The organism is Streptomyces sp. NPDC002092 (assembly GCF_053593775.1).
This window is the reverse complement of record NZ_JBSFDG010000011.1, coordinates 221,574-248,271: the sequence shown is the minus strand read 5'-3', so window position 1 is coordinate 248,271 and position 26,698 is coordinate 221,574. Positions and strand designations below refer to the sequence as shown.

Annotated in this window: 20 protein-coding genes; 6 read left to right on the top strand and 14 right to left on the bottom strand. The window is 68.9% G+C overall.

Annotated elements, in window-relative coordinates; all coding sequences use genetic code 11:
- Positions 1-13 precede the first annotated feature (13 nt).
- Together ACWCRD_RS26145 and galE are read left to right on the top strand one after the other, a co-directional pair.
- A complete protein-coding gene (locus tag ACWCRD_RS26145) occupies positions 14-796 on the top strand; it encodes a GntR family transcriptional regulator (protein WP_450968195.1) in 783 nt (260 codons plus the stop codon).
- A 97-nt stretch (positions 797-893) separates the two neighbouring features.
- Entirely contained in the window at positions 894-1,994 is a 1,101-nt protein-coding gene (gene galE / locus ACWCRD_RS26140) for a UDP-glucose 4-epimerase GalE (protein WP_450968194.1), read from the top strand.
- Here the strand turns inward: galE and ACWCRD_RS26135 are convergent.
- Positions 1,942-3,777, bottom strand: a complete 1,836-nt coding sequence (locus tag ACWCRD_RS26135; RefSeq protein WP_450968193.1) for a glycoside hydrolase family 15 protein — start codon at positions 3,775-3,777, stop codon at positions 1,942-1,944. The genes galE and ACWCRD_RS26135 overlap by 53 nt on opposite strands.
- 394 nt (positions 3,778-4,171) lie before the next feature.
- On the opposite strand from ACWCRD_RS26135, the gene ACWCRD_RS26130 reads away from it, so the two are divergent.
- Positions 4,172-5,467, top strand: coding sequence for a glycoside hydrolase family 16 protein (locus ACWCRD_RS26130; protein ID WP_450968192.1), 1,296 nt, complete (start codon positions 4,172-4,174; stop codon positions 5,465-5,467).
- Positions 5,468-5,492: 25 nt separating this feature from the next.
- On the opposite strand, the gene ACWCRD_RS26125 is transcribed toward ACWCRD_RS26130, so the two are convergent.
- The 7 genes from ACWCRD_RS26125 to ACWCRD_RS26095 form a co-directional block, all read right to left on the bottom strand.
- On the bottom strand, positions 5,493-6,305 hold the full coding sequence (locus ACWCRD_RS26125; RefSeq protein ID WP_450968191.1) for a polysaccharide deacetylase family protein: 813 nt from the start codon (positions 6,303-6,305) through the stop codon (positions 5,493-5,495).
- Positions 6,302-7,411, bottom strand: coding sequence for a glycosyltransferase family 2 protein (locus ACWCRD_RS26120; protein WP_450968190.1), 1,110 nt, complete (start codon positions 7,409-7,411; stop codon positions 6,302-6,304). The genes ACWCRD_RS26125 and ACWCRD_RS26120 overlap by 4 nt, the downstream gene beginning before the upstream one ends.
- A gap of 40 nt (positions 7,412-7,451) precedes the next feature.
- Positions 7,452-8,750, bottom strand: a complete 1,299-nt coding sequence (locus ACWCRD_RS26115; RefSeq protein WP_450968189.1) for a glycosyltransferase family 2 protein — start codon at positions 8,748-8,750, stop codon at positions 7,452-7,454.
- Positions 8,747-9,442: a glycosyltransferase family 2 protein gene (locus ACWCRD_RS26110; RefSeq protein ID WP_450968188.1), complete on the bottom strand. Its 696-nt coding sequence runs from the start codon at positions 9,440-9,442 to the stop codon at positions 8,747-8,749. The genes ACWCRD_RS26115 and ACWCRD_RS26110 overlap by 4 nt, the downstream gene beginning before the upstream one ends.
- 172 nt (positions 9,443-9,614) lie before the next feature.
- Positions 9,615-10,457 carry a glycoside hydrolase family 16 protein gene (locus tag ACWCRD_RS26105; RefSeq protein ID WP_450968187.1) on the bottom strand — a complete coding sequence of 281 codons (843 nt, stop codon included), beginning with the start codon at positions 10,455-10,457 and terminating at the stop codon, positions 9,615-9,617.
- A 20-nt stretch (positions 10,458-10,477) separates the two neighbouring features.
- Positions 10,478-10,996 carry a hypothetical protein gene (locus ACWCRD_RS26100; protein ID WP_450968186.1) on the bottom strand — a complete coding sequence of 173 codons (519 nt, stop codon included), beginning with the start codon at positions 10,994-10,996 and terminating at the stop codon, positions 10,478-10,480.
- Complete coding sequence (locus tag ACWCRD_RS26095; protein WP_450968185.1) at positions 10,993-12,816, bottom strand: glycosyltransferase; 1,824 nt, start codon at positions 12,814-12,816, stop codon at positions 10,993-10,995. Before ACWCRD_RS26095 ends, ACWCRD_RS26100 begins: the two co-directional genes overlap by 4 nt.
- Positions 12,817-12,965: 149 nt before the next feature.
- On the opposite strand from ACWCRD_RS26095, the gene ACWCRD_RS26090 reads away from it, so the two are divergent.
- A complete protein-coding gene (locus tag ACWCRD_RS26090) occupies positions 12,966-13,802 on the top strand; it encodes an alkaline phosphatase family protein (RefSeq protein ID WP_450968184.1) in 837 nt (278 codons plus the stop codon).
- Positions 13,803-13,810: 8 nt separating this feature from the next.
- Here the strand turns inward: ACWCRD_RS26090 and ACWCRD_RS26085 are convergent, their stop codons facing one another.
- From ACWCRD_RS26085 to ACWCRD_RS26075, 3 genes are all read right to left on the bottom strand, one after another.
- Positions 13,811-15,121 carry a lipopolysaccharide biosynthesis protein gene (locus tag ACWCRD_RS26085; protein WP_450968183.1) on the bottom strand — a complete coding sequence of 437 codons (1,311 nt, stop codon included), beginning with the start codon at positions 15,119-15,121 and terminating at the stop codon, positions 13,811-13,813.
- A complete protein-coding gene (locus ACWCRD_RS26080; protein WP_450968182.1) occupies positions 15,118-17,886 on the bottom strand; it encodes an HAD family hydrolase in 2,769 nt (922 codons plus the stop codon). Before ACWCRD_RS26080 ends, ACWCRD_RS26085 begins: the two co-directional genes overlap by 4 nt.
- A 588-nt stretch (positions 17,887-18,474) precedes the next feature.
- Positions 18,475-19,527, bottom strand: a complete 1,053-nt coding sequence (locus ACWCRD_RS26075; RefSeq protein WP_450968181.1) for a phosphotransferase family protein — start codon at positions 19,525-19,527, stop codon at positions 18,475-18,477.
- Between the two features lie 119 nt (positions 19,528-19,646).
- Between ACWCRD_RS26075 and ACWCRD_RS26070 the strand changes: the two genes are divergently transcribed.
- Together ACWCRD_RS26070 and ACWCRD_RS26065 are read left to right on the top strand one after the other, a co-directional pair.
- On the top strand, positions 19,647-20,372 hold the full coding sequence (locus tag ACWCRD_RS26070; protein ID WP_450968180.1) for a TetR/AcrR family transcriptional regulator: 726 nt from the start codon (positions 19,647-19,649) through the stop codon (positions 20,370-20,372).
- Between the two features lie 45 nt (positions 20,373-20,417).
- Complete coding sequence (locus tag ACWCRD_RS26065; RefSeq protein WP_450968311.1) at positions 20,418-21,419, top strand: glycoside hydrolase family 43 protein; 1,002 nt, start codon at positions 20,418-20,420, stop codon at positions 21,417-21,419.
- A 27-nt stretch (positions 21,420-21,446) separates the two neighbouring features.
- Here ACWCRD_RS26065 and ACWCRD_RS26060 read toward each other — a convergent pair whose 3' ends face one another.
- From ACWCRD_RS26060 to ACWCRD_RS26050, 3 genes are all read right to left on the bottom strand, one after another.
- Positions 21,447-22,745 carry a phospholipase D-like domain-containing protein gene (locus ACWCRD_RS26060; protein WP_450968179.1) on the bottom strand — a complete coding sequence of 433 codons (1,299 nt, stop codon included), beginning with the start codon at positions 22,743-22,745 and terminating at the stop codon, positions 21,447-21,449.
- A 237-nt stretch (positions 22,746-22,982) separates the two neighbouring features.
- Entirely contained in the window at positions 22,983-24,836 is a 1,854-nt protein-coding gene (locus ACWCRD_RS26055) for an RICIN domain-containing protein (protein WP_450968178.1), read from the bottom strand.
- Between the two features lie 74 nt (positions 24,837-24,910).
- Entirely contained in the window at positions 24,911-26,647 is a 1,737-nt protein-coding gene (locus ACWCRD_RS26050) for an amylo-alpha-1,6-glucosidase (RefSeq protein ID WP_450968177.1), read from the bottom strand.
- Positions 26,648-26,698: the final 51 nt, after the last annotated feature.

Here is a 26,698-nt window from a genome sequence, read left to right as displayed (position 1 = left end):
GGGAGGTACGCCCATGGCGAGGACCGGCGGCACCACACGGGCCGCGACGGCCGCTGTCGACTCGCTGGACTTCGCCCTCGACCGGGGCAGTCCGGTGCCGCTGTACTACCAGCTGGCCCAGCAGCTGGAGGCGGCGATCGAGCACGGAGCGCTCGCCCCGGGCAACCTCCTGGGCAACGAGATCGACCTCTCGACGCGCCTGGGCCTGTCCAGGCCCACCGTCCGCCAGGCCATCCAGTCCCTGGTCGACAAGGGGCTGCTGGTGCGCCGCCGAGGGGTCGGCACTCAGGTGGTGCACAGCCAGGTCAAGCGCCCGCTGGAGCTCAGCAGCCTCTACGACGACCTGGAGTCGGCCGGGCAGGGCCCCACCACGCAGGTGGTGCGCAACGAGCGCGAGCCGGCGTCCCCGGACGTCGCGGCCGCGCTCGGCATCGCGGAGGGCAGCGAGGTGATCGTCCTGGAGCGGCTGCGCCTCACCCACGGCCAGCCGGTCGCCCTGCTGTGCAACTACCTCCCCGCGACCCTGCTGGAACTCGACTCCGCCCGCCTGGAGTCGACCGGCCTGTACCGGATGATGCGCACCGCCGGCATCACCCTGCACAGCGCCCGCCAGATCATCGGCGCCCGCTCCGCCACCGTCGAGGAGGCCGCACGCCTCGACGAGGAGGAGGGCGCGGCCCTGCTCACCATGCAGCGCACGGCGTACGACGACACCGGGCGACCGGTCGAGTACGGGACGCACATCTACCGGGCGTCCCGCTACGCGTTCGACTTCCAGTTGCTGGTCAGGCCGTGAAACCGGCGCGCTTGACTCCTGGGGGCCGGAAAGCGCACTGTCTTAGGTATACGACGTAAACATACGACGTCACTCTCCTCAGGCCCGATGAGGAACCGTGGACAAGTACAGGCGAGCGCGTGCACGCCCGGGGGCCGCACCCTCCTGGGCTCCGTCCACCGTCCTCGTCACCGGCGGCGCCGGGTTCATCGGAAGCCACGCCTGCGTCGAGCTCCTCGACCACGGTTACGAGGTGATCGTGGTCGACGACTACGCGAACAGCACCCCCCATGTCTTCGCGCGGGTGGAGCGGATCGCGGGCCGGTTCGTCGGGGCCGTCTACGAACTGGACATACGGGACCGGCGCGCCCTGTCGGCCGTCTTCGACCGGCATCCCGTGGACGCCGTCGTGCACTTCGCCGCGCTCAAGTCCGTGAGCGGATCGGTCGAGTCGCCGGTCGAGTACTACGACACCAACGTGGGCGGCACCACCTCCCTGCTGCGCACGATGCACGAGCACGGAGTCCACCGGCTCGTGTTCTCCTCCTCGTGCTCGGTCTACGGCGACGCGGGCGCGGGCCCACTCGCCGAATCGACCCCGGCGAACCCGACCAACCCCTATGCGGCATCGAAGCGTGTCTGCGAACAGATCCTCGCCGATGTCTGCCGCCGCCGCCCCGAGTACACGGTGCTGTGCCTGCGCTACTTCAACCCGGCCGGCGCACATCCCAGCGGACTGCTCGGCGAGGACCCGCAGGGCGCCCCCGACAACCTCATGCCGCGCGTGGCGCAGGTCGCCCTCGGCCACAGCAAGCGGCTGCAGGTGTTCGGCGGTGACTACCCCACCCCGGACGGCACCGCGGTCCGCGACTACATCCACGTCATGGACACCGTCGAGGCGCACCGCATCGCGCTCGACCACCTCGCCGACCCTCCTGGCATGCATGTGTTCAACCTCGGCCTGGGACAGGGCATTTCGGTCCTGGACGTGGTCGACGCCTTCTCCGAGGCCAGCGCCAAGCCCATTCCGTACGAAGTCGGGCCGCGCCGTCCCGGAGACGTCGCCACACTCGTCGCCGACGCGAGCGCCGTCAGGCGCGCCTGGGGCTGGCGGCCCACCCGAACCCTTGCGGACATGTGCCGGGACGCGTGGCACTTCCAGCGGCTCAACCCGCACGGGTACGCCGGTGCCGAGCGGCGCCCGGACCCGAAGCCCTGAGGGCGAACGCCGTCTCCACCAGAGCGATGTGGCTGAACGCTTTGGGCGCGTTGCCCAGTTGACGGCCCGCGTCGGGATCCCACTGCTCCGAGAGCAGGCCGACGTCGTTGCGCACGGCGAGCACACGCTCGAAGAGGTCTCGGGCCTGCTCGACATGGCCGGTCGCGGCAAGGGCGTCCGCGTACCAGAGAGAGCAGGACACGAAGGCGCCTTCCGAGCCGTGCACACCGTCCACTTCATGGACGCCGTCGCCGTCCGACGCGTAGCGCCTGACGAAGCCCCCGAGATCGAGCCGCCGCATCGCACGGACGGTGCCGCGCATCCGCTGGTCACGGGCGGGCAGGAAGCCGAACCGCGGCATCAGCAGGACAGAGGCGTCCAGCGCCGACGAGCCGTAGGACTGCACGAAGCTGTACTGTCCGCAGTCCCAGCCCTCCTGGCAGACCTGACGGTGCACCTCGTCCCGCATGGCGCGCCATTCGCCGGAGGAGCCGTTGCGGCCGAGCAGTTCCCCCATCCGCAGGGCACGGTCGGCGGCAACCCAGGCCATGACCTTGGAGTGCACGAACTGCCGCCGCGGGCCCCGTATTTGCCACATGCCCTGATCCGGTTCGCGCCAGTGCCGTTGCAGATAGCCCATCATCGACTCCACCAGCTGCCACACATGGGCCGGCAACGCAATGCCGGCTCGCAGCGACAGGCAGAAGGTGTCGAGGACCTCGCCGTACACGTCCAGCTGGAACTGGTTCGCCGCGGAGTTGCCGAACCGGACGGGCCGGGAGCCCTCGTAGCCGGTCAGCCACGGCGCCTCGGTCTCGGGGAGCAGCCGCTGGCCGCCGACGCCGTACACGGTCTGCAGATCGCACGGGTTTCCGGCGATGGCCCGCACCAGCCAGTCCAGCCAGGCCGTCGCCTCCTCCCGGTAGCCGCTGTGCAGGAGGCAGGACTGGGCGAACGTGGAGTCGCGCAGCCAGCAGTAACGGTAGTCCCAGTTGCGCTCGCCGCCGATGCAGCCGGGCAGGGAGGTGGTGGGGGCTGCCACGATGCCGCCCGTGGGGGCGTAGATGAGCGCCTTCAAGGTGATCAGTGACCGCACCACGGCGTCCCGCCACGGCCCTTCGTAGCGGCACTGGGCGGTCCAGGTCCGCCAGTAGTCGGCCGTCTCCTTGAGCAGCGTCTCCGCCGGGACGCTCAGCGGCGCGGGCGGTTCGGGCAGGTGCGAGGGCGACCACACCAGCGTCAGCGCGAGTCGCCGTCCGGCCGAGACGGTGAAGTCGTGGACCGTGGCGTCGACGCCGCCCGGTTCCCGTACGGCCCCGTCGGCGCCCAGCCAGACGGCGTCCGGGCCGGCGACCGCCACCGCGCACTGGCCGACGGCCCGGACCCAGGGCACGACCCGACCCTGGTGGAAGCGCAGCCGCAGCTCACTGCGCATGGACACGGAGCCCGTGAGTCCCTCCACCACTCGGACCAGACAGGGCACCCCCGCCCGCGGCGGCATGAAGTCCGTGACCCGCACGACGCCCCCCGGGGACTCCCACCGCGAATCCAGCACCAGCGTGTCGGGCCGGTAGGACCGGTGCGTGCACCGACCGCCGCCAAGGGGGGCGACCCGCCAGAATCCGTTGTCCGGCGTGCCGAGCAGCGCGGCCAGACAGGAGGGCGAATCGAAGCGAGGGAGACAGAGCCAGTCGACGGAGCCGTCGCGGCCGATCATGGCGGCGGTCTCCAGGTCGCTGATGAGGGCGTAGTCCTCGATGGGGGTGCTGGTCCCGTTCCGCATCACTGATCACCGCCGAGGGACAGGTATCACAAATGCGTATGTTTACGTCGTATACGTACATCATCACCTCCCGGACCTTCCGGGTCAACCCCAGGGCGCCCGCCGAGGCGACAAGCGATCGACCCGGCCGAGAAGCACGGGACCATTAAAGGTAATTCAAGGCGCATATGACCGAATTGCTCCTCCATGTGGCAGACATCACGGGCGGCGGATCCATAGGGCCAACTCGCATACAGGGCAGGAAATTCGAAGAGCCGGCATACGCCTGGACCCCGAACAGGCTCTTGCGGATCGAATGCACCTCACGCAGAGTCCATGACCATTCAGTCCGCCTTTGCTTCACGCAAAAGCGGGCTCTGCTTCCGCAGGGTGGGGGTGAAAGGTCACGCCGTACATGCCAATGGAACAAAAAGCTGGAATTCCGCGACATCGTCGCCCCTTCGCCGTACGGATGAAGGTGGGCGCCCTCACGCTCGCCACCGCCGCCCTCGCAGGGGGCGCACTCACCCAAGCCGGCCCGGCGAATGCCTCGACCACAGACGTCGTCGTCGATTCCCTGTCCATGTCGGCGACAGCGGACGGACAGTTCAAGGCCGCCGCTAAGGTTCACGCCACCAAAACGATCAAGGTCCAGGCGTTGGCTGTCACAGCACGGTCTGCAGACGGCAACCTCTATGACTTTCCCGGAGCCGCCGCGACCACGCTCAAGACTTGGCCCACCGTCTACACCTCGGGCAGTCGCACGTTGCCCGCGGGCACATATACATATTTCCTCTCGTACAAGCTGCACGACAGCTGGCACGACCTTTCTCCGGTGAATTCCTTCACCTCGGGCACCACCTCCACGCCCGCGCCCCCGCCAACACCCACACCCACACCCACACCCACACCCACACCCACACCCACACCCACACCCACACCCACGGTCGGCTCCACGTCTACGCCGACTGCCACGCCCACACCGACGGCAAGCGGGCCGTCCTCGGCGCCTTCGCCGACCGTCGCAGCACCGCTCGGCATTCCCGGAACATGGCGCAATGTCTTCAGCGACGAATTCGACGGCACCGCACTTGACGGCTCCAAGTGGAATCCGAACTGGCTCGGGTGCTCCGGATGCGTAACGCCACCGGTGAACTCAAGCGAAGAGGCCGCCTACTCTCCGTCACAGGTGAGCGTCAGCGGGGGATATCTCCACCTCAAAGCCATTCAGCAGTCGACAACCGTCAACGGCAAGACGTATCCCTATGTTTCCGGCCTGGTCGAGAGCAACGGAAAGGCCCAGTTCACCTACGGCGCTTTCGAAGCCCGCATCTACACGCCCGCGTCCGGCACACAGATCGCCAACTGGCCCGCCTTCTGGACGGACGGCCAGAATTGGCCGGCCGACGGCGAGATGGATGTCATGGAGGGCCTGAGCGGCTCTGCCTGTTACCACTTCCATTCCTCAGCCGGTGGCCCAGGCGGCTGCGCTCCCGGCAGCTACACCGGATGGCACACCTACGGCGCCGAATGGAAACAGGCGTCGGTCACGTACTACTACGACGGCAAGCAGGTCGGTCAGATCACGTCAGGGATCACCTCGGCTCCGATGTACCTGATCCTCAACAACGCCGTCAGCTCGGCATATGGCGGGCCCACCCAGGTCCCCGCCGACATGATGGTCGACTACGTGAGGGTCTGGCAGCACTGACCCGGCTCGGGCGGGAAGGGCCCTGTCACGCCGGCAGGGCCCTGTACGGTCGCCCGACCCATTCCCTCGTCCGGCGGTACGCACGCCAACCACGAGTCCGCGCTCCCTCGGCGAACGGCGCAACGGGGGCGCCTTCCCCGCGGGTCCACAGCGTGAAGCGTTCCCGCCCGGTGTCGGCCCGCACCATGAGCCGGGCGAACCACAGCGGGTCGTCGCGCAACGAGGTGAAAGCCGAAGCGCGGATGGCGGCGGCCGAAGTCCAGCCGGCCTCCCGCACCATCGCGCGAACCCGGGAGCTCGAATAGCCGTGCGGGTACGCGAAAGAGGTGAGGGAATGACCGAGAGCGTCCTCGAGCTCCTGCTTGCATCCGCCGACTTCCTCCCTCACCGCCTTGCGCGGCAGGGTGTCCAGCTGTGCATGGGTCCTGCTGTGTCCGCCGATCTCGATGCCTGCCGCGTCCAGCTCCCGGACTTGAGCCCAACTCAGCATCGCGACGGACGGAAAGGGTCCGCGACGTGACGGTGTTCCGGGGGTCGTCAGGGCATCGGTCGTGACGTACAAGGTGGCAGGAAGTCCCCTTGCGAGGAGCAGCGGAGCCACCGTTGAGGCGAAGTCCGCGTAACCGTCGTCGAAGGTCAGCACGGCGCACCGGGGCGGCAGTTCGGGGCCGCCGAGCAGCGCCGTGACCAAGTGACGCAGCGGGACCAGGCGCAGGCCGCTGTCAGCGATCATGTCCAGGTGTTCCACGAACGCGCGCGGACTCACCGTGTACGGTGCAAGCCACGCGGGCGGGTCGTAGGACACCGCGTGGTAGAGGAAGACGGGTATGGCGTTCATGGCCCGTCCCACAGTGCCCGAACCGCCACCGGCGGACGCCAGGTGAAGCGCCCGGGCCCTGGTGCCCGGAGCCGTCCGATGAGATAACCGGTGCCGGTGACGCACACTCCTGCGACCAGCGCCCCCAGGGTGCGCAGAGAACCGGGGCGGCCGGTCCGGCTCAGACTCCGGGCCAGCGCCCGCGGAATGGTGGACCGCAGATAGACGCGTTCGCTGGCCAGGGCGGGCCCGCTGCCGTCGTACCGTGCCACCAACGCCTTGCTCAGCCCCTCGCCGTAGCAACGGGACCGGAAGTAGGACCAGCGGGTACGGGCTTCGGGGACCCGGTGGCGCACCTCCGCGGCCGGCTCGTAGACCAGGATGGCGTCCGGGCGGTGGGACGCGATGCGCAGGCACAGCTCCGTCTCCTCGCACCCCGCCGTCGGCCGGGCACCCACCCGCCCGAGGGTCACGAGGAAGCCGCCGACCGCGAGCAACTCCGTTCTGCGGAAGGACATGTTGGCTCCGATGAAGTTGCGTACCGCAGCGGTGTGCTCGGGCAGTCCCCGGTAGGAGCAACCCACCACCCAGTCGAACTCCGGGGGGAACCACACCGGACGCCGGGTGGACCAGCGCGGTCTGACCAGTCCCCCGACACCCGCCACCCTGGGGTTGGCGTAGTGCGCCAGCAGACGGGCGGCCCAGTCCGGTTCTGCGGCCGCGTCGTCGTCGAGGAAGGCGACCACATCGCCGTGCGAGACCGCTACGCCGGTGTTGCGTGCCCCGGACAGTCCACGGGGCCCACGGCTGGGCACCACCCTTACCGCCGGCATCGCCTCCAATGCCCTTTCGTACAGGGGCCGGCAGTGGTCGACAACCAGCACGACCTCGTCCGGGGGCCGGTTCTGGGCCAGGACCGAAGCGATGGCGACCCGCAAGTCGTCCCACCGGTCCATGGTGTAGGCACAGACGACCACCGAAAGGGTCGGGCCGGAGTGAGCGGCGGACATTGTGTCGTTCATGGTGATCCCCGGGTTGCGGAGCGAGCCGGAGCCGCCGGAGCCGACGCGCAGCACTGCGGGAACGGAGCGCCGGCCCGCGCGGGCGGTCTTCGCTGCCGTCGGCACGGTGCCCACCCTCTCATTTCACAGTCCGGTCGTGGTGTGGTCAGAGTCGGGCGTGGCCGCGTGCAAGACGCCCGCGGAGATATCCGCAGGGGCCGTATGCCATCCCGCGTGCTTCGAGCAGAGCCAGTCGCCCCGACCAGGCGGCCTCGGGATCGGCGCTCCGTTCACGCGTTCTCGTCACTGCGTGACGGATGCCGCCTGGAATCCGGCGCAATAGTGCAGGAAGCCTGCGCGGATCGCGCGTCACGGCGCCTGTGAGGTAGGCGGCGAACCCGGCACCGTATCCGAATACCTGCGCGTCCACCGCAGCCTGAGTTCGATGGTGCCGGTGCCAGACGATGGCATCCGGCTGGTAGGCGAGGGCGTGACCGGCGGTCAGGACCTCGAAGAAGGCGAGCAGATCATCACCGCCGCGGGCAGGGGTCCCGGCTCCGGTCGCGGGGTCGAAACCACCCATGGAGCGGAGTACGTCGGTACGAAAGGCCATGTTGGCGCCTGAGCCGAAGTGTCCTGCGGTGAAGGGGAACAGCGGGTCCGGCGGCGGATCGGCCAGCGACCAGACACGAGGCTCGTATCCCTTGGCGAAGCCGCCCTGTCGCTCAAGCGCGATCTGCGCCGGGGTCCGCAGTTCGGCGGGGACGATCAGTCCAGTGACACAGCCGATCCGTGCGTCACGCTCGAACGTCGTGGCCAGGGCAGACAGCCATCCCGGGTCGACGAGGGTGTCGTCGTCGGTGAAGGCCACGAGGGATCCGCAGGCGCGCGCCAGCCCCCGGTTGTGGGCACGGGCAAGGCCTGCAACAGGTTCGCTGACGTAATGCACCTGTTCCCGGAACTCTCCGTGGGCCAGGGCCTCTGCCGAATCGTCGGCCGGGGCGTTGTCGACCACGACGATCTCGAACTCGGGGTAGTCCTGCCGCAGCAGGGACTGCAAGCAGCGGCGCAATTGCTTCGGCCGGTCGTGGGTGGCCACGATCACGCTGATCGCGGGCGGCCGCTCCATAGAGCGGCCCTGTCCGGCCCGACAGGGCCAACCGTCGGTGCCTCCGTCCGGGGCTGCGGCCCGGTCCGCGGCACGGTGCCCGGCTATCTGAGCGGCCAGTTGCCGCTCGGCGGCATGAGCGACCGCCCGCCACAGGCCATCGGCCCCGGAGGGCTCCGCTGCACTGACCATGCCGAGCGGCTGACCGTGCAGTCGCACGAGGGCTCGCATCCGCCCCTGCGGGTCGGCCAGCAGCGGACCGGCCGGGAGCCGGAACTCTCCCGGGCGAGCCAGGTCGACATCGACCACGCGGACCGGGGCGAGAGCGGGGGCGGGGCGCACGGCGACGGACGTCATGAGGCGCTCCGCAGGCCTGCGGTGGCGGAGTGTGCGCCCGGTCGCTCCGAGAGCAGAGTGTGCAGTACCCGACGCCCGTCCGATATGGCATGCAGGTTGGAGGAGCCGCTGCGCCGAGGCAGTTCGAGGCTGGGAACCTCTGCGATGCGCAGCCCCGAGCGCAGGGCGTGCACGATCATCTCGGCCTCGATCTCGAAGCCGGAGGCGTGCAGATCCAACAGCTCAAGGAAGCTGCGCCGGAAGGCGCAGAACCCGTAGCAGAGATCGGTCAGGGAGGCGTGGTAGAGCCGGTTGACTGCGGCCAGGAGTACATGGTTTCCCATCCGCCTGAAGCGGGTGATGTCCAGCGAGCCGCCGCCCGCGACGAACCGTGAACCCTTGACGAAGTCGTAGCCGTGTTCGAGGAAGTGCAGAAAGTGCGGGATCTCCGCCGGCGACATGCTGCCGTCGGCATCCATCATCACCACATAGTCACCGGTTGCCGCGAGGAAGCCGGTACGCAGGGCGTTTCCCTTGCCGGGGCCGTTCTGCCGGACGAAGCGCACGCTCGGCAGACAGTGCCGGGCCATGGGCACCGTCGCGTCGACGGAGTCCCCGTCGACGAGGATGACCTCGTCCACGCTTTCCGGGATCTGCTCGAAGACCCAGGGGATGTTCCGGGCCTCGTTGCGCGCCGGCACGACCAGGCTCACAGTGGCACCCTTCCCCCCGCCGTTCCCCCTGTTGGTGGTCGAGTCGCTGTACATGGTCAGGCGCCTCCGAACACATACGCCATACGCTTACGACGTATACCCACACTTTCGTCCGGTTTGCCCCCATCGTCAAGAGAAAGTAAGGAGATGCTGACGTCGCGGCGCCGGTCCGTCACCGCTGCCAGACGCGCACCCAGTCGACCTTCATCCGGGCCGATTTCACGGAAGGCGGCGGGGCCTGCGGAACGCCGACAGCCAGATTGAGCAGGAGCTCCATGGGAACGTCCGGAACCCGGTCCGCCCCGGTCAGGCGGAACTGCTGGACACCATCCACGAACCAAGTCAGTTCGCCGGGCTTCCAGAGCAGCGAGAAGACGTGGTAGCCGGCGGGGAAGTCGATCGGACCGTACTTCTTCTCCGCTTGCTCCACGAAACCGCTCATCCCTCGCCAGTGCACGTTCATCAAGACCCGCTGCGTGGTCCCGAAGAACTCCATGATGTCCAGTTCCGGGGGGACATACCGGGACGCGGGCATCATCCAGAAGGCCGGGAACATTCCGGCCTGCGGGGGAATCTTGACGGCCGCCTCGAAATACCCGTAGGTGAAGGTCCGACGAGGACGGGCGTCCCAGCTGTCACGGCCGGTGGAGATCATTCCCGAGACCCATGGGTAGTTCCGGCCGTCACTGCCTTGAGTGGCGCGGCGGTCGGCGCTGAGGGTGAGCGCTCCTCCCCCTACTGAGACCTGGCCGGGGAGGTACCACTCCTTTTCATGGTTGCCGCCGTTGGTGCACCCGTTCACATTCCAGTCGTAGCAGGTGGTCCAGCGGTCGGTGTCGAGTTTCGAGCCCTGGAAGTCGTCCTGGAAAACGAGGCGCCAGTGCCCCGGTGGCTTCGACTGTGAAGTCGTCGTGTGGCCACCGCTGTCGCCGCCGCCTCCACCCCCACCGCCGTCACCGGCACCACTGCGGCAAGCCACCGCGAGCAGCAGCGCGCCTGCAGCCAGCGCCCGCAAGACCCGATGGCACCGCACAGTCACCTCCGGATCCCGGCCACCACCGCGGCGGCGAACCGGCGGGCGGTGCGGCGGGCGGCAGCGAAGGCGCCCATGACCGGCCTGGCGCCTCCTTCCGGCGCGGAAGGCTCGGTCCGGTCGGCGGCTGACGTCTGCGGGCCATCGTCCGGAACTGCCCGGCGTGCCGGGCCGCGGATGCCACGAGGACGAGGCAGCAGCGCCAGCAGGGACGTCAGGACGGCGAGTGCGAGCAGCGCTCGGGTGATGGTGAATACGCCGCTCAGGAACAGGACCTCCGCGACGAGAACCGACAGCGACATGCTGACCACGGGAGCCAGGACAGCCGTCTCCAGGAAGATCGCCGGATCCGTGGCACGCGCCGAAGCCGGCGGGCTCCACCGCAGGGCCGTCAGTCCCGGGCAGAGCAGGAGGAAAGCCGTCGCGAGGATCACGCGCAGGACGGCGGCCTCCGGCAGAAGGACAACCGCTGCCAGGGCCACCCAGCCGGATGACGCAAGCCCCCAGCGCAGCAGGCTCATGATCCCGCTCCCCCTACCGGATTCCCGTACTGGTAGACGACCGCGTCCCTGTTGCGGTAGACGGGCACGAACCCGGGTGCCCGAGCCATCGCGGCGTCCATCCGCTGCGTCGTGTCAGCGGGCAGGGTCCCGTTGAGGTACATCTCGGCGGTCTGCGCGCGGCTCAGGATGATGTAGACCGGCTGGCGTGTCGTGGCCCCTTGGATGAAGGGCTCAAGGCCCGACAACGGATCTCTGACCAGCTCTCGCCGGGCGTGGACGTCCTGCTCGTCCAGTTCCACCCGCGGATGCTCGTCGTAGTGCATGAAGAGCCCGGGCACTGCCGAGGTGACGGAGACGATCAGGGACTCGGGTGGTGCCGTGGCCGTGACGAAATGGGCGGCGGCGACCTCGTCCTTGGTGAAGTAGTCAGCCGCCTCCTTGCCGTAGTAGCCGAAGACCAGCCCGCCGAGCGTGGCCATGAGCACCGGATACGACACGAGGACGTGGAGACGCGGCCGTCTGCCCCATTGGAAGAGCAGGGCGGCGACGAGGAAGGCGGCTGCCGGGAGTGCGAACAGATAGCAGCGGAGGATCATCTCACCGCCGTAGGCGTTCGCGACCAGGAGCGGCAGTGGAGACAGGACGAGCAGCGGGAGGCCGGTGCGACGGACCCAGCGACGACGTACGAAGGCCATGGCCGCCAGCAGGAAGACGGCGGCGGACAGGGCACGGTCGACCCAGGACACCACGACCTGTCCCGGCGCCGCGGTGCCCAGTGCGGCCAGCCCCGAGACGACGTTGGTGTTGGGCTGTACCAGCGACTGGACGAAATTGTTCAGATTGGCCGAGATGTAGGGGCGCGCGACGGTGGCGTCCCAGACCAACGTCAACAGCACCGCACCGGCCAGGACAGGCAGGACCACACGTCGGTTGCGGCGTGGGATCGACAGCGCCACGAGCGCGCTGATCAGCATCAGCGGTGTCAGGGGGTGCGAGGTGACGATGACAGCTGCGATCAACAGCACCAGTACAAGCCTGGCGACGGGCCGGCGGGCGGGAGGGACGTCCGGACGGTGCGGCGCGGGCAGTTGCCCCATGACCAGCGCGATCAACGTCACGAACAGCAGAAACGCAAACGCCTGGGGCGCGAAGTAGTCCTGCCCCACCCAGGAGCACGCGTAGAAGATCCACGCGGCTCCCCAGACCAGTCGACGGTCATGTGTGACCGTCCGGTACAGCAACAGCAGGGGGGCGAGCAGCAGGGCGTTGAAGACAGGAGGCGTCCAGGCCGCGTAGGCGAGTGCCGAGTGGAGGCCGGTGGCTTTCAGGAACAACGCGTTGAGCTGGAAGAAGCCCGGCCACTGGTTGTAGAGGGAGAGCTTGTCCGCGTGGGGTACGGTCCCGCCGTTGCGGATCACCGCGTCGATGATCGCGACGTGCTTCCACGCCCAGCCGTAGCGCAGTGTCGGGTAGAGCAGTGTGGGTGTCGCATGGAGGACCGCGATCAGCCCCAGGACGTAGCCGGCGAACCAGCCGCTTCTGGTGCGCCGGTCAATGACGGACAGACAGAACCCGAGGGTGAGCAGGCTCAGGGCGACCCAGTAGAGCGCGGGCAGCACCTGCAGCAGACCGTAGTCGTGCATCCCGCGCAGGTTCACATGGCGCAGGGACAGCAGCCAGAGACCGAGCGCGGTGGGCAGAGCCGTCCTTGCCGCCCACTGGCGTGCGGTGGCGCGCTGCAGACGGCGCCGGTCGGTCCCGGCCGTGACCGGCCATCGCACCGCGGCGCTGGTCAGGGACGTTCCGCGGTTGCCCACCGGCATGGTGCCCTTGCCCATGGAGACGCCTCCACGATTGCACCCTTTTTAGGCTGAAATGAGATGACATGGACGATAATTACGTTACTTCCGTTCGCCATGTACGGCAGTTCACGCTTGCGGTGCGAAGGGACAGCCGAGCGGGCCCAGTCCAGCAGTGAGGGAGCGCAGTGACCAGGACGAAGCTGGTTGCCGGGGCCATGGTGATGGCGAGCCTCCTGTCACTGGCGGGCTGCGATGCGCCGAACCCGCCGCACCACGCCATCCCTCGCCCGGACCACATCGTGGTGGTGGTTGAGGAGAACCACTCGTACGACGACATCATCGGCAACCCGCAAGCTCCCTACCTCAACGAACTGGCCCGGCGGGGCGCCTCTCTCACCGAGTTCTACGCCATCACCCATCCCAGTCAGCCCAATTACCTCGCGCTGTTTTCAGGCTCAGCGCAGGGAGTCACGGGGGACGACTGTCCCGTCACCAGCACGGATCACAATCTCGGTTCCCATCTTCTGCAGGCGGGGCTGACCTTCGCCGGTTACGCGGAGAGCATGCCTCGGGTCGGCTTCACCGGCTGTACCAGCGGGGCGTACGTGCGTCGGCACAACCCCTGGGCGGATTTCACCAACCTTCCCGCCTCCGTCAACCGCCCCTGGACCCGCTTTCCCCGCGACTACACGCATCTGCCGAATGTCTCGTTCGTCGTTCCGGACGTGGCACACGACATGCACGACGGCAGTGTGCATACGGCAGACACCTGGCTGCGGGACCACCTCGGCGGCTACGCCCGCTGGGCGGCCAGGCACAACAGCCTGTTGGTGGTGACCTGGGACGAGAGTTCTGACGCGGGGGCCAATCGCATCCCCACGATTCTCGTCGGTGCACACGTCCAGCAGGGCGACAATGCGCAGCCGAACAATCTGTTCGGACTGCTGCGCACGCTGCTGGACGCCTACCGCTTGAAGCCTCTCAACCACACCGCCGAGGCCGAGCCCGTCGACGTCTGGTAGAGGATGCATCACGGCCCCGGCAACCAGTTCGACCTGCGCCACCACAACACGGCCGCCGCGGCGGCCTGTGAAAGGAGCCAGGCTGCGCCCACTCCTGTGATGCCCATGACCGGCAGCAGGGCGTATGACAGCACGGTGGCCAGCGTGCACACCCCCGCCAGGATGCCGACCAGCAGGCGCAGCCTTCGTCGGACCCGGCACATGCTGACGGCTGCGACCACCACGATGTTCGGGAGGGCGGACAGGGCGGCGAGCCGGAGCAGGTTGGCTCCATAGCGAGCGTAGTCCGGCCCGAAGACGCGGAGGATGATCGGCGCTGCAGTGCACAGGACCGCGATACCGCACATCAGCAGTGCCGCCGTGTGGCGAAGGACCAACCGGCAGTGCGCGACGAGCCGGGACGAGTCGTTGGCCGCCTCGACGATGAGCGAGGCGCCCATGTTCGTGTTCAGCAGGAAGAGCGAGAAGGCGACGAGCCAGGCGAGCGAGAAATAGGCGGCCTGGCGGGCGCCGAGACGATCGAGGACGATGATCGGCAGAGACACGGTGGCGCCCAGCCAGCACAAGGCCGCCAGGTAGTCCGCAATGACGTAGCTGCGGGTGGGTCGGCTGGTGTCCACGCGGTCGTCGGGCATGGCGTCGGCCCGCCGGGGCAGGAACCGGCTGAACAGCAAGGTGTTGGTGAGCGCGATGGCGACAACGACCGAAAGGGCCCAGGACCAGAGGATGCCGGTCGCCGCGAGGAAGGCCAGCACCACCACGAGACCTATCTTCACCAAGGCGAAGACGAGATTCTCCAGCACCACCCAGCCAGGCCTGCGCAGGCCCGTCAGCACCCCGTCCTGCAGCACGAAGACCGCATAGCCGACGGTCGCCAGCACGAAACCGCCCGCAATGAGCGGGTGGCGGAGGAACATCAGGCCCGGCGACACACTCGGGATCAGAAGCACGAACCCCACGGCGAGGACAGCGGTGGTCGAGCACGCGGCCAGATAGGCGGCGGCGACCAGGCGGCGGCTGCGATGACCCGCCCCAGGGGTGAACCTGATCATCACATTGGTCATGTTGAGCTGGCCCACGCCGGCCAGCAACATCATCGCCGCTACCGCGGAGTAGTTCCGCCCGAGGTTCTCGGTGGTGTAGGAATGTGCGGCCACTGCCCAGTAGACAGCTCCGAGGGCCGAGGTGAGCAACGAACTCAAGGTCAGCATGTGCCCGTTGCGCACAACCGTTTCCAGTGACCAGATCTCCAGGGACCGGATCCGCCCGGCTCCTGTGTCCACTCCGCGCAACAGGCGGGCGACACCGGTGGTTCTCATCGCGACCGCCTCTGACGGCTGCCTCCGGCAGCCTCTGGATCCGGTGACGCAAAAGTCGGGCCGTCTGTTCCTGGGGGGCGGGGGCCGGCCACGGCCACGCGGGCTCTCGCGAGTCGGGCGAGGCGGAGAGGCAGGCCGGCCCGGCCGGCCTCGGACAGGGCCAGGAGGGCCGTCAGGGCCGAATCGGCGGGCGACAGGGCAGGCGCTCTGCAGAGGGGACAGCAACCCGGTGAGTGCCCGAGCAGTCGGCCCACCGCATCGGCCAGGCCGGCCTGGTACGGCCGGCGCAGAACCGGGAGTCCCGCCGCCCGTACCGCGGGAGCGGCGTGGCCCGGTGCAAAGCCGTACCGGGCTCGCTGCAGCAGCGGAATGTCTGTGGCGCTGTCGGCCACGGCCAGAACCGGGCGGGTTCCGGGCGGCGCACGGAGCAGTTCCAGCAGGGCCGTCAGCCCTGTGGCCTTGTCGACGCCCGTCGGCACGAAGTCAGTCTGCGCCTCGCCCTGTACGGCGGCGAAACCGCCGGCCTCCGGGCGGCTGATCACTTCGCGTACGGTCCGGGTGTCGAGTGCCGTACGCTCCGTGCCGCGTCCCCGGTAGGCCCGCAGGCACCAGCGGTACTGGGGGTCGACCGTCACGGACGGCAGCCCGGAGAGCAAGCCGGCCAGCGCGGCGCGGTGGTGCCCGGTCACCAGCTGGGTGGAACGGTCGCGCTCCGTCTCGTACGCCACGGCACCGTACTCGGCGACGCCACCGGGCAGCCCATACGCACGGCAGCGGTCGCGGACCTCCGGTACGGGCCGCCCGGTGGCGAGAAGCACCCGGTACCCGTGTGCACGCAGCCCGCGCAGGGCCAGCATGCCGGCCGGCGAGGGCGCGGCGACACCGAACAGATCCGACTCCAGGACGCCGTCCACGTCGAGCGCGCACCATGCCTCCGAGCGCGGCACCGTCGCCTCCCCCGGCATGCCGTCCTTGAGATCACCGAGGTACAAACCGGCGAGATACTGCTGGACAGCTCGGGACAGCGCCCGCCGGGCGGCGGTCTCGTCCATGCCGGCCCCGCTGGCCGAACAGGCGAGGCGCTCGGCGTTCCAGCCGAGCACGACCTGGTACACACACCATCGCGCGGCAGGCACCCGGGTACCCGTCAGCCGCTCGTAGTCGGCAAGCAACTGATCCGCATGGTCGGGCAGAGCCTGTGCCGCACCCGCCAGGTCGTAGGCAGCGTCGTAGTCGGCAAGGTCCAAGTGGCTGAAGTACCCCGCTTGGAAGTCGACCTTGGTCCATCCCTCGGGACCGGGCCCCCAGTGCCCGAACGCCATGTGCCCGTCCACCAGGGAGGCGGATGAGGTGCGCAGCAGGTCACGCAGCAGAGGGTCGATCAGCAGCGGGCGCAGCGGGGCCGCCAACCGTCCGCACCTGTCGGCGAACAATCGGGCGCCGACCTCCCAGACCGGATGGCAGCCCGTCAGCAAGGGAGTGCGATCCGTGTTCAGCGGCAGACGTTCACGGCGTCCGACGACATAGCGAACGACGTCCGTCGGCGGGATCAGTTCCGTCGGCGTGAGGTTCGGCGATCGATCCGGCTCGGCGGGCTGCCGTTCGACCAGCAGCACTCCGTCGTGAAAGCCGTACACCCGGGGCACCAGTCCGTCGAGTGCCTCGGCGGCCGCCAGCGTATGGCGGCCGAAGTAACCCATCCCGGCGCCCTGCGCCACCAGGTGCAGTTCCTTGTCCACGCCATCGGTGCGCGCCAGGGCGGTGAGCGGCACCTCCAGGTGGGACCAGCGGGAGGGCAGTCCCGGCGTGGCTGCCGAGAGGTCGAGCAAGTGGTGGTCCGGCAGCAGGGCCGCCAGAGCACGTCGCAGCCCCTCCTTGCCCATCCGCTCACGGATGTACCACTCGTCCGGCGGCAGCACGACGCCGGGATGGCCGCCGACGGCTCCAGGAACCGGCCGCCAGTCCTGGAAGACGGCAAGGAGCATGACGATCCGATCGGCGGCAAAGCCGGCTCGCAGCAAATCCCATGCCACCGCGGCGAGACTCCCGCCGGTACTCGGCGGATCGTCGACCAGCAGAGCCAGGGCACCCTCACGCATGGCGGACCGCACTCTTGCGGTGTCCGCCCGTGAAGACGCGCCCGCCGGTCTCGTCGTGCAGACTCCGACGCGCGCATACCCCTCGGCCCGGAGGGCGGCACCCGTCAGCGGCCCAAGGTAACTGCCCGACGTACGCAGTCCGATCACAAGAAGCGGACGGCTGCGGTCGGGGTACCGGTGGGTGAAGCGTGCGACAAGTTCGAGAACGTCACGGGGATGCTGGTCGAAGCTGCGGAAGCAGGACGGGGGCCGCAGGACACTGCCCTGGAGCAGCGCGGCGGCGGGCGCTGGCACCTCGGTGCCGAGACGCTCCAGCAGTTCGCGGACCCGACCGGTGAACGCGCTTCGGCCCGAGTCGCCGCCCGGCGGCTGGGTCGTCACGACGTCTGCCAGGGCATCCGTCAGCTGTTGCGCCACCGACAACCAGGATCGGAGCCGACGTATGGCAGGCCTCAGCCCGGCGGCGGTCACCGTGCCGTTCAGCGTGAGGCGCAGCATGGTCCGGGCACACCCCCCGTCGAACTGCCGTGCGGCCCGGGTGAGCAGCCAGCGAGTGCCGTTGAGCCGATCCTCGCAGACCTGGACAAGGCCGGCCGCGAAGAGATATGCGTCGAGGGGGTCGCCACGGGCTGCGGCCTCAAGCAGGCCCCCGTGCAGTTCCGCCACGTCGGCGCAGAGATCGGGTATCCCCTGTCGGTGGGTGTCCGTATCGTCGTGAGAAATAGGGACCACTCCTCTCGTCGCGGACCGCTCACACTGCCGCAAGTTGAGAATCGACCACGACGCCGGGGGCGCCCCACAGCCGACGGGAAGGCAACGCCGCCCGCCTTGAACAGGGCCAGAGGGTATCCGGCCCATGGCAGCGGGCACCGCACCGCTCCTGCTGACCGCTGCAGAGCACGGCCGACCGGTCGCAACGAGGGATCCTGGGTCGGGACAGGCGCGCCTCGAACCCTCGGCCCCGCGGATGTCGCGCCACGCGCATGCTCGTCTGCGAGCCGCACCGCGCGCCGGGCTGGAGGACCGGGCCACGCGCGAGACAGCGGACTTCACCCGGCGCAGGTGCGGTGACATACATGGGACCTGCCGGTGCGATCAGGGGGGCAGCAGGTGTGTACAAGGCCTTCTCCCACCACGGTTCGAACCCCACGAGGACGACACCCCGGAGCGAAGACCCTCGTGCCCCCACACACCGATGCTAGGCGGGGTGGGTGGTACGGGGCATCTCAGGCGTCCCGGTCCCCGGCAACTCGTTCAGGGGCTTCCCTGTGCGGCCACCTCGCTGAGCACGGGAACGACGTTCTCGGCGACCCAGCGGTGGCTTCGCCCGTACCTGGCCGATTTCGCCACATTGCCCGCCACATGCCACAGCCAGGTGAGGAGGGTGAGTGCGGTCTCGCCCCGGCTGTCCGTCGCAGCTTCCCCTGCCTCGGCGAGCAGCCGTCGATCCTCGGGCCGCAGGGACGCATGGCGCACCGCATCGGCCACGACCCGGCCGAACTGGCTGCCTTCGTGCTGGTGCCGCATGGTCAGCACGAAGGTGTAGCAGTCGACGGCAGATGGCCCGTAAGGGACGGCGCCCGCCCAGTCGATCACTCCGAGCACTGCGGCGTGCTTCCGCGCCAGCAGCACGTTTCCCGGATGGAAGTCGCCATGCGTCCATCCGACGAGCAGGCTGCTGCCGGACAGAGTGCGCAGCAGACGGTCCCTCAGCACTGACATGGCATCCGCGCCATCGGTGCGGCCACACCAGCGCACCTCCTGGGCGAGGACGGCCAGCCGGGGATCGATCCAGCCGCCCAGGCGAGCCGTCACCTCCTCCGTTCTCCCGGTGGCCAGGTGCAATCCGCGGATCGTGCGCAGGGCCGACATCGCCACCTCGGGCGTGAGGTGCGGGAAACGCTGCAGTAAGGCGTCGCCTTCGACGCCCGGCAGACACCGCTGCGCCACCAGGGGCAACGATCCGTGCAGCCGCCGATGCTCCACCCGGGGCACAAACCGATGCCAGGGCCCGAGGCGCTCGTCGCGTTCCAGGCGTCGTACGACCTCGCACTCCCGCATGAGCGCCACCATGGCGCGGGGGCTGCGGGGGTGCTTGACCACCAGGGGCGGCGCAGCACCGCTGTCGAGGCGGAAAACCAGGAGATCGGATACTGTCCGCCGCGGACCGCGCGGGCCGCCGTAGGGGAGGCCGTCCGCGCGGAGGGAACCCGCCAGCCGACGAGCGGTCACGAGGTCGGCCGGGCGGGTCAGTAGACCGGCGGGATACATCGGCAGGAACCCGCGAAGCTCCGCTGTGAGGCCCATACGGCCCTCCTCCCTGCCGAGACAGTCACGAAATGTAATCCCACCTGTCGGCGTATGCATGTTTACGCTGTATTCGGACTGCGGCGACCAGCCTGGTCCCAGGGTGAGGAGGCAGGCGCATGGCACGTGACTCCGGGGTCGGCCAAGCACGCCGCGCCAGCGACCGCGGCCGCTACGGCCAGCTGAGCCGCGAACGGGTGCTGGCCAGCGCCCTGGCGCTGGTCGACCGCGAAGGCCTCTCCGCGCTGAGCATGCGCCGCCTAGGCGCCGAACTCGGTGTGGAGGCCATGGCCCTCTACCGGTACGCCTCCAGCAAGGACGCCCTCCTCGACGGCCTGGTCGAAGCCCTGTACCTCGAACTCGAGGAACGCCTGACCGCCGAGGCGCGGGTCGCCGCCGAGGCGCCGTCGTGGCGCGCCGAACTCCACCGCGTCGCCCGCGCCACCTACGAGGTCTGCCTCGCCCACCCCCAGGCGGTCCCGCTGCTCACCACCCGCATGCTCGCCGTCCCGCTCGCGCGGCGGCCGCTTGCCGTGCTCAAGGACCACGAGAGGGTGCTCGCGCTGCTCAGGGAGGCCGGGCTCGACGACGCCGGTACGGCAGCCGTCTTCCGGGCCTTCACGGCCTGGCTGCTGGGCTATGTGTCCGTGGAGCTGCGGCCGATGGTGGACAACCCCGACGAGCAGGACCCGGCGTTCCGTCTCGGCCTGCACCGCATGCCGCCCCAGGAACTGCCCGGGCTCCGCGAGGCGGCCCCCGCCCTCACCGAGCCGGGCGGACCGGAGGGCCTGGCCGCGGGCCTGGACGCGCTGCTCGACCGGTTCGGGGAGATCGCCGGAAAGTAGGCATCCGTCGGAACGTAATCTTCGACGGTGGCCGAGACCGAGCTGATGCGGCTTCCCGACATGCCGTTGCACGACCCCTTCATCGTCGCCGACCAGGCGACCCGCACGTACTACCTCTACACCTCCAACGAGCCGTCCGTATCGGGTGTGAACGGCACCGGCACGATGGTCTACCGCAGCCACGACCTGCGCGACTGGACGCGTCCCGTGGTCGTCTTCCGGGCCGGCGAGCAGAGCGGAATCTGGGCGACCGACGGCGGATGGGCACCCGAGGTCCACGAACTGGGCGGCAGGTACTACCTGTTCACCACCCTCCACAACGAGGACAGGCCGCTCCCGGTGCCGCCCGCCAACCAGTGGGGCACACCGTTCCAGCTCCGCAACTACATGCGCGGCACGATCACCGCCGTGTCCGACTCGCTGCTGGGTCCCTTCACCGCCGTCGAGCCCGCCCGGCCCACCCCGCCCGAGAACCTGATGACTCTCGACGGCACCCTCCACGTCGACCCGTCCGGTCAGCCCTGGATGGTGTACGCACACGAGTGGCTGCAGACCATCGACGGGACCATGGAGGCGGTCCGGCTGACCCCGGACCTGTCGGGGACCGTCGGGGATCCGGTCTTCCTGTTCAAGGGCTCGGACGCGTTCTGGCTCGGCGAGCAGATCCCCGGCGGCGTCCCGAGCCAGCTCCCGCCCTACGTCACGGACGGCCCCCAACTGCACCGCACCCCCGACGGGTCGCTGCTCATGCTCTGGTCGACGTACGAGAAGAACCTGGTCGGCAAGGACGGCACCGTCGGCGGCGGCTATGTGCAGACCTACGCCGTCTCCGAGTCCGGTGAGATCACCGGGCCCTGGCGGCAGCACCGGCCGCTGGTCCGGGACGACAGCGGTCACGGCATGCTGTTCCGCACCTTCGACGACCGGCTGATGATGGTCCTTCACCGCCCGTTCGAGAACGCACGCGGGAAGCTGTACGAGATGCAGCTCGTCGGCCACGAGCTACGGGTGCTCCGGCAGCGTACGGACCTCGACGGCGGCGGATGACCGCCGAGAAAGCAGCAGCCGGGCCCGTCAACCCCCGCAGGCTGACCGGATCTTGTAGAACGTGCTCAGATACTTCGCGTGGTACGACGCACTGACGATCCGCACGATCGCCTCGTCGGCCGACCGCAGCGACGACCCGGCCAGATTGGCACTGCCCGTGTAGACACGCGGGGTGATGTCGCCGCCGTAGTCGCCGTCGATCAGGATCTCCTTGTTGTGCGGACGGACGTCGATTCCCGGGCCGTTGGGGATGCGGCACCTGCGGTGCTGGATGCCGGCGGCGGTCAGCTTGTTGGTGATCTTGGAGTCGGTCTCGGCGTAGAGGATGTCGATCCAGCAGCCCGCGCCGCGCAGTTGGGCCAGCTTGTCGGCGACCTGGATGCGCGAGCCGTAGAAGGCGTGCACCACGATGCGGATGTCGGTCTGGTGCCGTTTCCCGTCCGTACCGGTGTAGGCGCAGCTGACCTCGTTCAGGGCGTTGACGATGGTGTCGGTGGCCGGGTTGTTGTACGAGGCGTCGCCGCGCGGGAAGAAGAAGGCCCGGTAGGTCGAGCCGGTCGGGGTGGAGAAGTACACGTGGTTGTTGCCGCCTTTGAGGTAGCGCGTGGAGCGCTGCTTCTCGTGGTAGGACGCGTAGGCGTCGTAGACGGTGGGGTTCACGAAGGTCACGGCGTCGTTGAAGGACTCGACCTTGTACCAGTCGGAGAGGTTCGAGGAGGTCTGGAAGACGACCTTCGAGTAGCTGGTGCCGTCGTCGAAGGGCCCGATCCTGGAGAAGATGAAGTACTTGTTGTGGTTGTAGGCCGGTGCGGGCGGAGCGACGCTCAGGCAGCCGCGCACGACGTCGTCCACGCCGTCGTCGTCCTCGAATTTGTCGTCGCAGACGACGATCCAGGAGCGCGCGGCGTCATTGTTTCCGAGGCCAACCTTGAGGGCCCGGTAGACCGGGTTGTCGTACTCGACGCCTGCGGTGCCCTCATAGGTCGACTCGTCGACGATGAGCTTGACGTTGACGCCGCGCTGGTCGGCAGCGAGCAGCGCCTCGGCGACCTCCTGGTCCTGGAACTCGTACATCGAACCGCGGATCGTCGCACCGGCGGGCGTCGCGTCGATCAGCCGGACGAGCTGGGTGAAGATCGCCTTCTGCTGGTCCGGTGTACCCAGCGGGTCGTTGAACACGGGCCCGTTGATGACCGGCTTGGTCAGTGCGGCGGCCGGTGTCGCACTGCCGACCAGGAGGGCGGCCACCAGGTACAGGACCACGGCGACTGGCGCCAGCACACGGCGGGGGCGAGCCGCCCGCGGGCACACGGTCGGACGGGTCATCTTCGCCCTTTCCTCGAACGTCGGGAGGGAGCACGGAAGTGGCGAGATCAACCCTGTGCATGGAGTGGTCGCTTTGTGTGGCAGCGGCCCCGCGAGCCGTTGGTGAGTCCAGGCATTCGGAGCATTGGGGCGTTCTACGGGTGCTGGGTGCACCCAACCTCGAAGCCCGTCTGCAGTGCGCAGCACGGGTGGCCGTCCGGCGACGGCACCGGACGGCCACACCTCTGTGAAGCGCCGTCAGCTCTTGCCGAGGAGCCGCCAGATCTGGTTCCTCTTGTTGTTCAGCGTGCTCGCCGGGTCGCAGGTCCACTGGTGGATCAGCGCGCCGGGCGTGGTCGAGACCCCGCTGACGTCGACGCACTTGCCGCTGTGCACCGCGACCAGCTGGTAGTCCTTGCTGTTGCCGAGCGCGGTGACCGGGTTCAGGGTGAACATCTGGTTCGTGCTGCCGCTGCATGTCCACTGGATGACGGCGGCCCCGTCGGCCGTGGAAGCCCCCGAGACGTCCAGGCACTTACCACTGTGCTCGTTCACGATGGTGTAGGTGTTCGCCCGTCCGGCCACCGGCTTCAAGTCGAGCATCTGCTGGTAGCCGCCCTCGCAGTAGTACTGCTGGTACTGCGTGCCGTCGGCGGTGCTGAGGTTGGTGTCGTCCAGGCACTGACCACTGTGCTCGGCCACCGCGACGGTGGAGACGGTCGTGTTCGACGGCGGCAGCAGCGTGACCGTGTAGCCGTCCGCGGCGTCCGTCCACGGCACGCTCACGGAGGCCGAGTTCCCGCTCACGGTCAGGGTCTGGTCGGAGACCGTCACCGGCCCCGTCACCGCGCCGCCGCCGTTGTTCGGTATGCGCTGGACTATCGCGCGGACCCGGCCGTTCTCCACGACCGAGGTGGTGTCGAGACGGTTGAGGCCGACGGTGACATTGCCCGTGTTGCCGTTGCTGCCCAGCAGGATCTTCGCGTTCCGCGCGGAGTTGTCCTTCGTCGCCAGCCCGTCGGTGTTCGTACCGGGCGTGAGGTTCACGATGTTTCCGGTCTGGGAGCCGTAGTACCGGTACAGGAACCACTCGCCCAGCGGCAGGTACTGGCCGGCGCTGTTCTTGGTGAGCAGGTTCGCCTCGAAGTCGTGCAGGTTGGCACCCCACGCCCAGTTGGCGCGCAGTCCGTCCGCTCCGGCGCGCTCCAGACGGGAGATGTACCAGCCGCCGCGGCCGGGGTTCTGCTCGTTGCCGGCGCCGTACTCGTTGATCTGGAAGGGGCGGCTCGTCGTCAACGACCGCGCCGACAGCAGGGACTTGAGGGAGTTGCTGTGGGCGACCGGGTCTCCGGGGAGGTCGTGCCAGCTGTAGATGTCCGGCGCGACGTTGTTCGCCTTCACGTAGTCGAGGTACGTGGTCCACCAGCCGTTGTCCACCGTGGGGTGGCCGCAGGTGCTCGCGCCGACGACGACTGCGCCGGGTATGGCGGCCCGGATCTTCTGGTAGGCGCGCTTCCACATCTCCAGGTACTGGGGCATGCCGGAACCCCAGAACCCGGGACAGTCGGGCTCGTTCCAGATGTCCCATTCGATGTCGGTCATGCCCGCGGCCTTCACGTCGCCGAGAAGACGGTTGTAGAAGGCGTCGAAGCTGGACCAGTCGCCGTTGTCACCGGGGAAGGTGGGTTTGGTGGTGCCGTCGGCACCCCAGAGGTCGTGCGGCAGGATGACGAAGGTGCCGCCGAGCGCCTTGGTGCGCTTGTACTGGGCCAGGGTGGAGTTCCACCGGCGGTCGTACTTGCCGGCGACCCAGCCTCCCGGGCTGTCCAGCTGAGCACCGCCGGCCCGTTCCAACTTCCACTTGATGTCCTTGTAGAAGTGGTCCTGGGGCAGCGAACCGTCCTCGGTCATCCCGTAGAGGGTGCCCGAGGCATGGTATGTGGGGGCGCCCCCGGCGACGGAGAAGTCGACGGCGACGGTGGTGTCGGCGGCCTGTGACGCAGCGGCGGGCATCAGGGTCGCGGCCAGGGTGGCCAGGAGAACGGCCGCGGACGAGATGGCTCGGCGTCTGGTACGCGGTGGGCGTCCGGACGGTGCGGAGAGCGACTTCATAGTGCGACTCCTAACAGGGTGGGGGGGAAGGACCGGGGACTGAACCGTCCCCGGAGCTCGCGGAAGGCGGCAGGTCAGCGGCTGCCCCGTTGTGCATGTGCTCCGGCCAGCAGGAGGTAGCTGCTGGCGGTCCAGGTGTAGGCGCGGTCACGCAGGCCCGTTCCGGTGAGGGCGTCGAAGTTCTCGGCGAAGCCGTGGGTCTCGCACAGGGCGCGGAAGCGGGCGCTGACGTCGTCGGCCAGCCGGTGGTGACCGGCGCGGCGCAGGCCGTCCTCGACCAGCACGGTGGCGGGGGCCCAGATCGGGCCGCGCCAGTAGCCGTCGGCGAGGTAGTGCGGGGAGGTGGTCAGTTCGGTGGCCAGGCCGTACGGAGTGAGGTGGGCCTTGATGTGGTCGGCCAGCGCGCTGCTGATCTCACCGGGCAGGTGCTCGCCCAGCACGACGGGCATCAGGTCGAGGAGGCTTGCGCTGCTCCGGGTGTCCCCGTCGGCGACTCCCCGGGCGACGAACCGTTCACCGGTCCACAGCTGGTCGAGCAGCGCCGTCTGGGTCTCCTCGGCCGCGGCCGTCCATCGGAGCGCCGCGTCCGCCTCTCCCAACTCCTCAGCCAGATCGGCGAGTTCGTGCAACTGGAGAACGAGGAAGGCGGCCAGGTCGGCGGTGACGACCACCCGCTCCGGGTCGAAGGTTGTGGCATTGTCCCAGCCGCTGTCGTTGCCGTGCTGGTAGTGGGCCAGTTCGGCCCCCGGGGCTCGTCGGGCGGTGAGCCAGAAGTTCGTCCAGCGCTCCAACCGGTCGTACGCCTGGGCCAGTTGAGCCCGGTCGGGAGGTGTCGGCAGACGGCGGCGCAGGTGGCCGAAGGCCCAGCCGTGGATGGGGGGCTTGACGAAGTTGTAAAGGACCTCGGAGTGGGTGACCGAGTCGGGCAGGGCGCCTGCGGTGTCCTGGTGGTCGAAGGGCAGGTGGAACTGATCCAGCGCCAGATCCGGCGAACCGGGCGCCAGGGCAAGGGCGTTGAAGCAGTGGTCCCAGCTCCACACCTTGTCCATCCAGTGCTTGGACATCAGCACGGCGGGCCGGGTGACCAGACCCGTGGGCCGTACGGTCGCCGACCAGACCACGTAGGCCGCGAGTTCGGCGGCGGGTGTGGCGGACGAACGCCACGGGGCCACGGCGTCGACGAAGGCCGCGAACGTGCCCTGTGCGCTCTCCACGATCTCGTCGAAGGCAGCCGAGGACGCGTACGGCGGGCGGGCGGTGTCCAGCTCCTCGACCGCGATCTCCCAACCGCCGGCTGCGTCCTCGGCGATGGTGAGCCCGCGGTCGGCACTGCCCAGGGCCTGTGCTCCGGCCGCTTCCGCGAGGGTGCCTGCCAGCACGGTCACGCGGTAGCGGCGTCCGGTCTCGTACGACGTGAAGACGTGCGCGGCCGCCGCCGGGTCGTGAAAGAAGTACGTCCCGCTGAACGGGGTCAGGGCCTGCGCGGCGGCGAACACCCCGATGCCCAGGCCGCTCCCCCGCAGCCGTACGGTGTCCGGCGACTCGTAGGCGAGGTCGACACGCCCGCTCTCACCCACCCAGCTGAGCAGGCCCGCAGTCGCCTCGACACGGGTCGCGGCGCGATCGCCCTTCATCGGGTTCAGGGGGACCAGGCGCAGGACACCGTGCATACCGTTCTGGTGCGAGACGAGGTGGAGATCCTCGGCGTACGCCTTCTCCGCGATCACGGGCGAGATGTCGAACCAGGATCCGCAGGTACTGAACGGGATGTCATGGACGGAGAAGGCCGGGCCGGATCGGGCGGCGGTCATGATGGCGTGACTCGTTTCTGGAGCAGGGAGGCAACAACGGGGGCTCAAAGC

Coding starts and splice junctions, on each gene's coding strand:
- ACWCRD_RS26095 (WP_450968185.1), bottom strand. CDS start 12,816: ATGGGCAAGGGCACCATGCCGGTGGGCAACCGCGGAACGTCCCTGACC.
- ACWCRD_RS26135 (WP_450968193.1), bottom strand. CDS start 3,777: ATGCGGAACGGGACCAGCACCCCCATCGAGGACTACGCCCTCATCAGC.
- ACWCRD_RS26065 (WP_450968311.1), top strand. CDS start 20,418: ATGCGGCTTCCCGACATGCCGTTGCACGACCCCTTCATCGTCGCCGAC.
- ACWCRD_RS26055 (WP_450968178.1), bottom strand. CDS start 24,836: ATGAAGTCGCTCTCCGCACCGTCCGGACGCCCACCGCGTACCAGACGC.
- ACWCRD_RS26125 (WP_450968191.1), bottom strand. CDS start 6,305: ATGAACGCCATACCCGTCTTCCTCTACCACGCGGTGTCCTACGACCCG.
- ACWCRD_RS26145 (WP_450968195.1), top strand. CDS start 14: ATGGCGAGGACCGGCGGCACCACACGGGCCGCGACGGCCGCTGTCGAC.
- ACWCRD_RS26060 (WP_450968179.1), bottom strand. CDS start 22,745: ATGACCCGTCCGACCGTGTGCCCGCGGGCGGCTCGCCCCCGCCGTGTG.
- ACWCRD_RS26115 (WP_450968189.1), bottom strand. CDS start 8,750: ATGACGTCCGTCGCCGTGCGCCCCGCCCCCGCTCTCGCCCCGGTCCGC.
- ACWCRD_RS26075 (WP_450968181.1), bottom strand. CDS start 19,527: ATGGGCCTCACAGCGGAGCTTCGCGGGTTCCTGCCGATGTATCCCGCC.
- ACWCRD_RS26085 (WP_450968183.1), bottom strand. CDS start 15,121: ATGAGAACCACCGGTGTCGCCCGCCTGTTGCGCGGAGTGGACACAGGA.
- ACWCRD_RS26070 (WP_450968180.1), top strand. CDS start 19,647: ATGGCACGTGACTCCGGGGTCGGCCAAGCACGCCGCGCCAGCGACCGC.
- ACWCRD_RS26130 (WP_450968192.1), top strand. CDS start 4,172: ATGCCAATGGAACAAAAAGCTGGAATTCCGCGACATCGTCGCCCCTTC.
- ACWCRD_RS26100 (WP_450968186.1), bottom strand. CDS start 10,996: ATGAGCCTGCTGCGCTGGGGGCTTGCGTCATCCGGCTGGGTGGCCCTG.
- ACWCRD_RS26050 (WP_450968177.1), bottom strand. CDS start 26,647: ATGACCGCCGCCCGATCCGGCCCGGCCTTCTCCGTCCATGACATCCCG.